This window comes from Alteromonas sp. KUL17 (genome assembly GCF_006538305.1).
Taxonomy (GTDB): Bacteria; Pseudomonadota; Gammaproteobacteria; order Enterobacterales; family Alteromonadaceae; genus Alteromonas; species Alteromonas macleodii.
In genome coordinates this window covers 39,541-50,946 of sequence record NZ_BJKJ01000029.1, presented here as the reverse complement: position 1 = coordinate 50,946, position 11,406 = coordinate 39,541, and the positions used below count along the sequence as shown (strand labels likewise).

The 11,406-nt window shown below is 45.8% G+C and carries 10 protein-coding genes; 3 read left to right on the top strand and 7 right to left on the bottom strand.

Features of this window, described 5'->3' with window-relative positions:
* The first annotated feature begins 252 nt into the window (after positions 1-252).
* The gene (locus KUL49_RS18270; RefSeq protein ID WP_131138199.1) at positions 253-1,401 is read left to right on the top strand and encodes an iron-containing alcohol dehydrogenase; all 1,149 of its coding nucleotides are present in this window, start codon (positions 253-255) and stop codon (positions 1,399-1,401) included.
* On the opposite strand, the gene KUL49_RS18265 is transcribed toward KUL49_RS18270, so the two are convergent.
* From KUL49_RS18265 to KUL49_RS18235, 7 genes are all read right to left on the bottom strand, one after another.
* Complete coding sequence (locus KUL49_RS18265; RefSeq protein WP_131138198.1) at positions 1,398-2,165, bottom strand: DUF1080 domain-containing protein; 768 nt, start codon at positions 2,163-2,165, stop codon at positions 1,398-1,400. The genes KUL49_RS18270 and KUL49_RS18265 overlap by 4 nt on opposite strands.
* A 65-nt stretch (positions 2,166-2,230) precedes the next feature.
* A complete protein-coding gene (locus KUL49_RS18260) occupies positions 2,231-2,848 on the bottom strand; it encodes a gluconate 2-dehydrogenase subunit 3 family protein (protein WP_131138197.1) in 618 nt (205 codons plus the stop codon).
* Positions 2,848-4,533 carry a GMC oxidoreductase gene (locus KUL49_RS18255; RefSeq protein WP_075177569.1) on the bottom strand — a complete coding sequence of 562 codons (1,686 nt, stop codon included), beginning with the start codon at positions 4,531-4,533 and terminating at the stop codon, positions 2,848-2,850. Before KUL49_RS18255 ends, KUL49_RS18260 begins: the two co-directional genes overlap by 1 nt.
* A gap of 44 nt (positions 4,534-4,577) precedes the next feature.
* The gene (locus KUL49_RS18250) at positions 4,578-5,507 is read right to left on the bottom strand and encodes a hydroxypyruvate isomerase family protein (RefSeq protein ID WP_131138196.1); all 930 of its coding nucleotides are present in this window, start codon (positions 5,505-5,507) and stop codon (positions 4,578-4,580) included.
* On the bottom strand, positions 5,500-6,717 hold the full coding sequence (locus tag KUL49_RS18245; protein ID WP_014978076.1) for a nucleoside permease: 1,218 nt from the start codon (positions 6,715-6,717) through the stop codon (positions 5,500-5,502). The genes KUL49_RS18250 and KUL49_RS18245 overlap by 8 nt, the downstream gene beginning before the upstream one ends.
* Positions 6,718-6,743: 26 nt before the next feature.
* Positions 6,744-7,811, bottom strand: a complete 1,068-nt coding sequence (locus KUL49_RS18240; protein WP_014997052.1) for a sugar phosphate isomerase/epimerase — start codon at positions 7,809-7,811, stop codon at positions 6,744-6,746.
* Positions 7,812-7,847: 36 nt separating this feature from the next.
* Positions 7,848-9,002 carry a Gfo/Idh/MocA family protein gene (locus KUL49_RS18235; protein ID WP_131138195.1) on the bottom strand — a complete coding sequence of 385 codons (1,155 nt, stop codon included), beginning with the start codon at positions 9,000-9,002 and terminating at the stop codon, positions 7,848-7,850.
* Positions 9,003-9,378: 376 nt separating this feature from the next.
* Between KUL49_RS18235 and KUL49_RS18230 the strand changes: the two genes are divergently transcribed.
* Entirely contained in the window at positions 9,379-10,383 is a 1,005-nt protein-coding gene (locus tag KUL49_RS18230) for a LacI family DNA-binding transcriptional regulator (RefSeq protein ID WP_012516940.1), read from the top strand.
* 54 nt (positions 10,384-10,437) lie between these two features.
* Positions 10,438-11,376, top strand: coding sequence for a sugar phosphate isomerase/epimerase (locus KUL49_RS18225; protein WP_131138194.1), 939 nt, complete (start codon positions 10,438-10,440; stop codon positions 11,374-11,376).
* Positions 11,377-11,406: the final 30 nt, after the last annotated feature.

Below are 11,406 nucleotides of genomic sequence, written 5' to 3'. Positions count from 1 at the left end.
AGGCTTGCTGTTTTGCTTTTCCCCCGAAGCGGATGCGCATTTTAGGGAAATGAGCGCTCACGTCAACAAGTATTTTAAAAAAATCCTTATTTTTCGATCGTTTGCATAAACAATGTGCAATACGTTCATAAAAACCACTAATTCACCGCGCTTTTCACGATCTATAAGGTTAGTTAATTGGTAAGTCACGCTGTGTACTATAAATTAATAGAACAGTATTTGAACGTGTACGTGGATTATTGAGGGGTTTGTATGAAGGTTTCTGAATTTAAAACCGCTGGAAAACTCATAACGGGTCTTGGCGCTATTAAAGCCCTCACGGATGAAATGGCGAGATTATCCATAAAGGAATGTGCTATCGTTACTGACAAGGGCGTTTCTTCATCTGGTCTTCTTGATCAACTACTCACACTATTACCCTCTTCACCCTTACTTATTATTGATGACATTCCACCAGAGCCTGAAGTGAATATCATAGAAGATAAGTTAGCGATACTTCGTGAGAAGCAAGTAGACGGAATTATTGCTCTTGGTGGAGGTAGCGCTATTGATAGTGCAAAAGTACTTGCAGCTACATACGATCATACTGGCCCCCTCAGTGAACTCTTCGGAGAAAATACGCTTTCGAAACGTCGTTTGCCTCTTATTGTTATCCCCACTACCGCCGGTACAGGTTCAGAAGTTACCAACATTGCTATTTTGTCAGATCCGATAGCACAGATGAAAAAAGGGATTGTTAGTCCCTGCCTTCTACCCGATGTTGCGATTGTTGCACCGGAGATGACAAAAACATGCCCACAGTCCATTACAGCAGCAAGCGGTATAGACGCATTCGTTCACGCGCTTGAAGCCTATATAAGTGTAAATGCTAGTCCGATAACCGACGCTCTGGCAGAGAAAGCACTCAAGCTTATCTTCAATTCATTACTTCACGCTTATAACAATGGTGAGAACTTAGCAGCACGTGAAGATATGGCCACCGGCAGTTTAATGGCCGGTCTTGCGTTTGGAAACGCGGGCGTGGGGGCAGTACATGCCTTAGCTTATCCACTAGGGGGACGGTTTCATCTGTCACATGGCATGAGTAACGCGGTAATGCTACCTCATGTATTGAAAGTAAATGCGCCGTTCTGCCAAGACAAACTTTATTGTGTGGCTAAGCTTTTAAAGGTATGTGAGCGCCACCACTCAAAAGAGGAAGCAATTAAACTGTTATTAGTTGCTATAGAAAAACTGTGTCGCGACGTAGGCATTCCCGCTTCACTCACCCACTTTAATATTCCGCCTTCTTGTGTAGGTGAATTAGCAGAAGAGGCGAGTAAAGTAACTCGCCTTCTTCGCAACAACCCCAAGCAATTGAGTATTGAAGAGATTGAAGATATCTATCGGCTTGCTTTTTAAAGTGATCTTACCCACATATTTTTAAAGCTTACTAAATTGCCGTGATCTTGCAATTGAAGCGGCGCGCATCCGTGAGCTTTGTACTTAGGTGCACCGATCCATTCTGTTGTACCTTGAATTTCAGTATTGTTCTGAACCACTACGCCGTTATGTATTACCGTAACATAGCCTTTCGTTGCTAGTTCTTCACCGTTAAAGGTAGGGGCTTTATATATGATGTCGTAAGTTTGCCATTCGCCAGGCGCCTTCATAGCGTTAACTAAAGGAATAGTTTGCTTATAAATACTTGCCGCTTGACCATTGGGATAGGTCTTATTCTGATATGAGTCTAAGACTTGAATTTCATATCGCTGCTGCAGGAAGATACCACTGTTATTGCGCTGTTGTCCTTCCATACCTGCTTCTGGCTGTGGCGCTTTCCACTCTACGTGCAACTGAACATCACAGAACTCTGCTTTCGTTTTGATATCGCCTGTTCCCGGCTTCACTGTTAGAACACCGTTTTCCAGCGTCCACTTAGCATCACCTTCCTTTACTGAAGTCCAGTTAGATAGGTCATCACCAATTAAAGAGATGGCATCAGAGGGCACGCCTGCCTTATCAAAAGAAACCACTTCAGGAACAGGTTCCCAAACTTCTGTTTTAGCGGCCTGTTGTTCGCGGGTTAACCGCCATTCGCTTTTCTCAGTATCTGCATCTGTCGTTGCGCATGCAGAGAGTGGCATAAGCAAAGCCACAGTTGAAGCGACGAGTGTTTTATTCATAGTGTCAGTACCTTGTTTTATCCGTTATATAACTGTGTTGTGTTTGGCAGCTCGATAGCGCAGGCTTAGGTTGCCCACGCTTTGTCGCCCTTTTTATAAGGGAATGCACCGTCGTAACGTCCAGGAATAGCCACATATCGAAGTACCTTAGTCGCGCCAACTTGAGACGTGAAAAAGCAATAAAGTGTTAGCTGTTTTAATAACGTAAAGTAGTGAGGGGTTGGCTCATCGGTGCCTGGCTCCCACTGACTTGGCTTTCCTGTTTCAACACCTTGATAAACACCGTTAGCAAGATTCGCCGCTTTCGCTTCTACATCTAGGTCGTTAAATAAAGCCTCTCGTTCTTGCTTGGTAAGCTGAACAAATTGCTTGTTGAAACGACTTTGACATAACGAAGATATTTTCTTAATGCCATCAAGAAAGGTTTTCTGAAGCAAAGGTGTGTAGCAATCGGTTATCAACACAGCCATTGTCGCGCCAACGTTGGCCGCTTTTGCTCCAGGCGTGTCAGTTTGAGGAATGATCACCTCACCCATTTCATTCAGCAAAGCCACATCTTTTTCATTAAATAATGTGTCGCTAAGCGGTACAGCGGGCACATCTGTGTAGGCAAGTACATTACCTGCGAACAATGCTGTGCCTGTAGCAGTTGCGATGAGTTTAAGTAGTTCTCTGCGTTCCATTATAGATTTCCTCGCTTTAACTCTTCTACGGCAAAGTCTGCGGCTCTTGCCGTTAATGCCATATAGGTCAGTGAAGGGTTAACACAGCTGGCCGATGTCATTGCCGCACCATCGGTCACGAATACGTTTGGTGCATCCCATACTTGGTTATGCGCGTTAAGCACAGAGCTTTTAGGATCTCTCCCCATACGCGCCGTACCCATTTCATGAATGCCCATACCAGGTGCGTAGTCTGCATCCCAGCCTTGAACATTTTTAAGGCCAGCCGCTTCAAACATCTCAATAGCGTCTTGCTGCATGTCCTTACGCATCTTAAGCTCGTTTTCTTTAATCTCTACATCCATTGCGAGTACTGGTAAGCCCCATTTGTCGGTGACTTTTTTATTCAAGTACACTTTGTTTTCGTGATACGGAAGAATTTCACCGAAGGCTGTCATGCCTATTGTCCAAGGACCTGGCTCGGTTATCGCATCTTTAAGCCCAGCACCTATACCAAGTTCCGCTATGTCTTTGCTCCAACCTGAACGGCTTGCACCGCCTTGATAACCAAATCCACGCAAGTAATCTCGCTTATCACTTCCCCAGTTTCTAAACCTTGGCACATAGAAGCCACTCGGTCTGCGACCGTAGGTATATTTGTCGTCAAAGCCTTCTACGTCTGCCGAAGCACCTACTCTAAAGTGGTGATCCATAACGTTGTGACCCAACTCGCCGCTGCTGCTTCCTAAGCCACCGTCCCATACGTCTGTGGCAGAGTTCATCAGTACCCACGCCGAGTTAAGTGCTGACGCATTTACAAAGATGATCTTGCTTTTAAATACATAGGTCTCGTTGGTTTCAGCATCGATAATTTCAACGCCAGTCGCGCGTTTCTTGTCTTTGTCGAACAAGATCTCTTTTACTATCGAAAAAGGTCGAAGGGTTAAGTTACCTGTTTTAACCGCAGCTGGAAGCGTAGATGCTTGTGTACTGAAGTAGCCACCGAAAGGACAACCCAACCAGCACTTATTGCGGTATTGGCAATGAACACGTCCTTCTTCGGGCTTGCTTTGTGTCATGTTTGAAGTGCGGCCATGCACCATGTGCCGCGCGCCTTCATAGGCCTTTTTCACCCGCGCCGCGACACTTTCCTCTACAATGTTCATTGGCATTGGTGGCTGGTATACACCATCAGGCAATACATCTAAGCCATCGCGATTACCACTGATACCCGCGAATTTTTCTACGTAGTCATACCATGGCGCCAAATCGTCGTAGCGAATAGGCCAGTCGACTGCAATGCCTTCTTTAGCATTGGCTTCGAAATCTTCTTTGTTCAAACGGTAGCTTTGACGTCCCCACAATAGTGAGCGTCCACCTACGTGGTAGCCTCTGTACCAGTCGAAGCGCTTGTCTTCGGTATAAGGGTTTTCTTTTTCATTTGCCCACATACCGTACGTTTTTTCATTTAGCGGGTAGTCGCGTTTAAGCACGGGATAATCCACTTTCATTGCTTGAGTAGGCAAGTCTCGGTGAGGAAAATCCCAATCTTCTTTGTGCGCATTTTTATAATCTTTAATGTGCTCGATATTTTGGCCACGTTCTAACATGAGCACTTTTAGGCCCTTCTCAGTTAGCTCCTTAGCAGCCCAACCGCCACTGATACCAGATCCAATAACTATTGCATCATATTCGTTACTCGCCATAACACGTCCTTAAAACTTAATTCGTCGCTGTGCCTGTTCGCACGTTACACATCACAGATATAGATCGCTTGTTGTAGCGACGCTATTCTGTTGGCTTTGGTTTTCGGTGTGGGTATAAACTCTTGTGCTAAGTAGCCTTTAAATCCGGTCTCGACAATGGCTTTAGCAATTGCTTCGTAATTGAGTTCTTGTGAAGCATCTATTTCGTGACGCCCAGGTACGCCGGCCGTATGGTAATGGCCAAAGTACTGATAGTTATCTCGAATAGTTCGGATGATATCTCCCTCATTAATTTGCATGTGGTAGATATCGTAAAGCAGTGAGAAGTGCTTAGAACCTAGGCGTTTGCAAAGTTCTATCGCCCATGCAGAATTGTCGGCCATGTAATCAGGGTGGTCGACTTTGCTGTTAAACAGCTCCATGAAAATCACTACATTGCGTTTTTCAGCATGAGGTAAAATGCGTTTTAACCCTTTAACCGCATTTTCCAGTCCGTCTTCTCGTGACATGCCTCGGGCATTGCCGCTAAAGCAAATAAGGTTTGTATAACCTGCATCAGCGACCAAATCGATGTGCTTTATATAACGCGCTTCTAGTTCGTCGTGGAGCTCACTGTGAATGAAGCCGTCTTCAAGACTTATCTCGGCGCCGTTACACATAGAAGAGTCGATGCCGTACTGCTTTAGCACAGGCCAATCTTCAGGGCCTACCAAGTCAATGGCTCCAAATCCTAATTGCTTAACGGTTTGGCACAACTCTTCAATGCTTAAATCGCCGTAGGTCCATCGGCTTACCGAATGGTTTACATTTCCTTTAAGCGGCGTATTCATGGTGTTGCTACCTTTCGTGCCGTTTGTACTCGCTACAGCAGGCATCGCAGTGGCTAAACCAGCTGCTGCTAACCCTGTTCCGGCAATGCCTGCCCCTGTCATAGCCATACTTTGAAGTAATTTTCTGCGGGTAATGTTATGCATCTGCGTTCACCTTTTCCTTTCTGAACAGAATGGCGAATAGCACTAACACAACAGCGGCAAATCCTGCTGGGAATAACCAGACCTGCTGCCAACTATGCGCACCGGTTTCCATCGTGTAGGTGTCGGTAATTGCGCCTGCCACTGCAAAGCCCACCAGCATACCTACGCCATATGTCGCTAAGGTAATTAATCCCTGCGCTGCACTTTTTACGTTTTCTCCCGCCTTTGCATTGGTATAGATTTGCCCTGATACAAAGAAGAAGTCGTAACAAATACCGTGCAGTGCAATACCAACAATAAGCATGAACAAACCTTCGTCAGCGTTTCCGAATGCGAACAGTGCATAACGTACTACCCACGCCGCCATACCTATCACCAACGTGGCTTTAATACCGAAACGGTTCAAAAATACTGGCAGAGCCAACATGAACAACACTTCGGAAACTTGACCTAGTGTCATTTTGCCCGTTGCATTTTCAACGCCTATCTCAGTAAGGAATGGGTTCGCATTCTGGTAGTAAAACGCCAGTGGAATACAAATAAGTACAGATGAAAGAAAAAATACAAAGAAGTTTTTGTCTTTTAACAGTGCCAACGCGTCCAAGCCAAGAATGTCGCGAATAGTTACCGCTTTACCGCTAGATTGAGGTGGCGTGTTTGGCAGTGTAAAACTGAATACGCCCAACATTAGCGAGGCAACGCTGCACAATAAGAACGTGTTTTTGAGCATACCATCGGCAATAGACTGTGCAGAATCCCATGAGAAGACATAGCTAATCATAAGGCCTGCCACAATCCAGCCGATAGTGCCCCACACACGAACTTTTCCGAACTCTTTGGATGGGTCAACCATTTGCCCGAATGACACTGAGTTAACCAAAGCAAGCGTAGGCATGTACGCAATCATGTAAGCCAATACATAAGGGTAGAAGCTGGCAAAATCATTCGCTTGATACATAAAGTACATAAGCACGGCGCCAACAATATGTAATAAGCCGAGGATCTTTTCTGCATTAAAGAATCGGTCAGCAATAAGGCCCACAATGAAGGGGGCAATGATGGCGCCCCAACTTTGGGTTGAGAAGGCCATGCCAATTTGCCCACCATTGGCAGACAAGGTATTCGATAGATACGTGCCTAACGTTACAAACCAGCCTCCCCAAATGAAGAACTGAAGGAACATCATCAAACTAAGGCGTAGGGTTATCATAGTTATTGTTATCCTATTGATTGCGCTTAGCGCTCAAGGCCTAAAATACGATTATTCTTCGCTTCGCTTACGTCTCCACCAGCAAAGTCGTCAAACGCATATTTGCTTGGCTCGATAATGTGTGAAGCGATAAACGGTGCGCCTTCTGCCGCGCCTTGCGCACTGTCTTTTAAGCAGCATTCCCACTCTAGTACTGCCCAACCTGTGAAGCCATACTGGGTAAGCTTGCTGAAAATACCTTTGAAGTCGACTTGGCCGTCGCCAAGGGAACGAAAACGTCCCGCGCGGTCTTGCCAGTCTTGATAGCCGCCGTACACACCGTTTCTACCGTTCGGATTGAACTCGGCGTCTTTGACGTGAAACATTTTGATCCGGCTGTGGTAGCGGTCAATGAAGTCAAGGTAGTCAAGCTGCTGTAAAACAAAGTGGCTTGGATCGAAAAGAATATTTGCTCGTGGGTGGTTATCTACAGCTTTTAAAAACTGTTCGAACGAAGCGCCATCGTGCAAGTCTTCCCCAGGGTGAATTTCGTAGCATACATCAACACCCGCGTCGTCGAATGCATCGAGAATGGGTTTCCAACGCTTGGCTAATTCAGCAAAGCCTTGCTCGACCAAGCCAGCAGGACGCTGAGGCCACGGGTAAACCAAGTGCCACATTAATGCACCAGAAAAGGTAGCGTGAGCTTTCAATCCTAAGCGCTTGCTGGCAATAGCCGCACATTTGAGCTGATTAATTGCCCATTCGGTTCGCTCTTGTGGCTTGCCGTGTAAGTGTGCCGGCGCAAAGTTATCGAATAACTCGTCGTAAGCGGGGTGAACCGCCACTAGCTGACCTTGTAAGTGCGTAGAAAGCTCAGTGATTTCTACGCCTGCGTCTTTACAAATTTTAGCGATGTTGTCGCAGTACTCTTGGCTCTCGGCTGCTTTTTCTAAATCAAACAGACTAGGATCAGTAGGTACCTGTATTCCCTTGTAACCAAGCGACGCTGCCCACTTCGCCATATTTTCGAGCGTATCGAACGGCGCTTCTTTTCCCATGAACTGAGCAAGGAAGATAGCCGGCCCTTTTATAGGTTGTTGATTAGTAGCCATAAGCGCTCACCTTTTTCATTGTATGTTTTAATTGCATTACTGCGTTCCTTCCTGACTGACCGACTCCCATTTGGTGTCGCTGTCAGTACTGGCAAGCATGGCATCTATAAATACCATTCCGCGTATGCCTGCATTTATTCCTGGAACGCCATCAGCTTTGCCTTTTTGATTCGCGCGTACCGCTTTAGCAAAATCGGTATACAAGTTTGCCATTGCTTCTAAGTAGCCCTCTGGGTGGCCAGCTGGAACACGGCAACGTGCAGATGCAGCATCACATAACCCAACTTGACCTTGGCCGGCTCTAAACACTTGATAAGGGGCATCAACAGGGCGATAGATAACGGAGTTTGGCTCCATTTGACGCCACTCTAAACCGCCCTTGTCACCGTAGACGCGGATCTTCAACGCGTTTTCTTCACCAGCACATACCTGCGAAGCAATCAACACGCCCGACGCACCCTTCTTAGTTTTAATAAGCGCGGCGCCGTCGTCATCTAATCGGCGTCCTTCAACATGCGTATTTAACTCGCCACAAAGCGAGGTAACACTGTCGTTTAATACAAACTCAACAAGTCCAAACGCATGAGTGCCGATGTCGCCCATTGCGCCCGTTGCGCCAGAAATTGCTGGATCGGTACGCCATTGCGCTTGCTTATTGTGCGTTTCTTCTTCGCCAGACAACCAGCCCTGCGGATACTCAACATACACTTTTCGAATTTTGCCCAGCTTACCGCTTTCAACGAGATGACGTGCTTGCCAAACCATAGGATAACCAAGATAGGTATGAGCCAAGCCGTATAGCGATTCACTGGCGTGAATAACATCTTGAAGCTCTTTTACTTCTGCAAAGCTAACGCCTGCTGGTTTTTCACAGAAAACATGAAAGCCCGCCTTGATTGCGGCAAGTGAAATAGGTACGTGAAGATGATTAGGCGTTACAATAACCACAACCTGCATGCACTGCTGCTCAGGTAATTTGGCTTCTTCTTCTAACATTGACTGCCAGCTATCGTATGTACGCGATGTTGATACGTTCAACGCAGAAGCAGTACGCGTATTATTTTCTTCGTTGCGGCTAAATGCGCCACACACCAACTGGTAGTTCCCATCTAACCCTGCGGCATGACGATGCACGGCACCGATAAACGCGCCTTCCCCGCCTCCGATCATTCCCATTCGAATTGGTTGCATTGAAATTCCTCTGTGTGCAAACGCACTATTGGTGTTACTAATGCCACAAAATGTAACCCGTTACATTTTAATGGTCAATACAAAAAACAGCATTTTGTTAATCTAAAGTTTACAAATGGCAAGGTAATACCGGGGCTTTACTACCTTTAACCGCCTATTCCTGCACCAAATTTGAACATAACACTAGCTCAAATTTACATAAATCCTACAAATAACCTTTGACGTTTTAATGAAAGTGCGTATTCTTTTGCTTAAAATGAAAACGGTTACATATTAATTTCACGTAAATTTTGAATTCGCTACCATCGTATAGACCACACCTCTACTGGGTTAGGTTTACAATGCGCGAGTGAATTAACAAACAACAATAACGTAAATGGCAAATATTAGAGATGTAGCAGATAGTGCCGGCGTGTCGGTCGCTACCGTATCAAGAACATTGCAACAACCTGAGCGTGTTTCTCCTAAAACGCGCAATAAGGTGATGGCCGCTGTTCAGGCAGTTGGATATAAACCTAACTTAATGGCAGTTAAGTTTCGTTCGGGAAAAACGCACAATTTAGTGGTACTGGTGCCTACGGTAGCGAACGTATTTTTTGCCCGTGTTATTAGCGGTATGCAGGAAGCGGCAGCCGAACTGGGCTATTCCATTTTACTTGCCAATACGCTTGGTAATAGTGAAATAGAAAGCCATTACGCCAAGATGGTAAGTACTTCTCAGGCTGATGGGCTTATACAGTTACGTGCGCACAACCCATTTGATGCCACGATGATCAACGACAATGGCCTACTTCCCATGGTGAATGCCTGTGAGGTGATTGACGATGGCCAATATCCTGTTGTGTCGTTAGACAACCGTGCTGCAGCCAAAGCAATGACCGAGCACTTAATTTCATTAGGCCATACCCGTATAGCCATGATCAAAGGACCTAATTCAAGCCCGCTTACCCAAGAACGCTTGGTTGGATATAAAGACGCATTAGCGCAAGCCAATATTGCCTTTGACGAGAGCTTGTTGTTCCCGGGGGATTTTACATTACAGGCCGGATACAATGCAGGGGAAACCATTAGTCACCTTGAAAGTAGACCCACCGCCGTATTTTGTGAGAACGACGAAACGGCTATTGGTGCCATGCAAGCCTTTAAGCAAGCCAACCTACATGTTCCTAATGACATATCGGTGGCAGGTTTCGATGACATTGCGTTTTCAGCATTTGTGGATCCACCGCTAACCACTATTGCTCAACCTGCAGAAGAATTTGGTAGAACGGCGGTTACGCTACTGGTGGACCTTCTTAACGGAAAAATTCGCAAGGCCCCCAAAGTTATTATGCCGTTTGAACTTATTGTGCGTGAGAGCACGGGCAAAGCTTTGGGTTAATTGATGATAGCGATGCGTCATCACCTATGTACCACTACAGAAAAGGAGCAAGCAGTGAATTTAAGTAAAACAAACTTAAGTAAGACAGCAATTTTAGACGCGGCCAGTAATATTGGCTCTGGCGTTTCTAGACGACAGTTCATTAAATATTCATCTGGTTTACTGGCGGCTATGAGCGCTCCTGCTGTTTTGGCGCACGGGCATGGTAGTGATAAAGGATCTATGATGAAGGGCATGCACAAAAGTGCTGTTGGTCTGCAGCTTTACACGCTTAGAGATATTATGAAAGTAAGTGTGCCGGCTACACTGAAACTGGTTGCAGATGTTGGTTATTCGGAAATGGAATTTGCAGGCTACTTTGACCATAGCGCAAAGGAAATTAAGCAACTGCTTGATGACAATGGCCTTACTGCGCCTTCGGCTCATATTCAGTTAGACGCGTTCGATACTAACCTGTCACAAATTTTAGATGACGCACAAACCGTTGGTCACAAATACTTGGTAGTTCCATGGCTTAGCGAAGCCCAACGTGGTACAGGCATTGCGCCATACCAAGCCCTTGCCGATAAGCTAAATACCATTGGCGAAGCCTGTAAGAAAGAAGGTATTACTCTTGCCTACCACAACCACGATTTTGAATTTGAAGTACGCGACGGTAAGACACCATTAGACGTGCTTATAACTCAGACCGACCCAGACCTTGTTGCCATAGAGCTGGATTTATACTGGACGGTAAAAGCAGGTAAAAACCCCGTTGATTACTTTAAGCAGTACCCAGGCCGCTTTAAACTTTGGCATGTAAAAGATTTGGCTGAAGACGGCAGTTTTGCTGATGTGGGCACAGGCACGATTAACTTTAAAGAGATATTCGCGCACGGCAAGTTAGCCGGTATTGAACATAAATTTGTAGAGCGCGATCAAACCACCGACCGCATTGCCACTATTGAGCAAGGCTTTAAAGCAGTAAGCGCACTTAATAAAGGCGTTAGCTAACGCTTTTGACCTTACCGTGGTTATAATGGG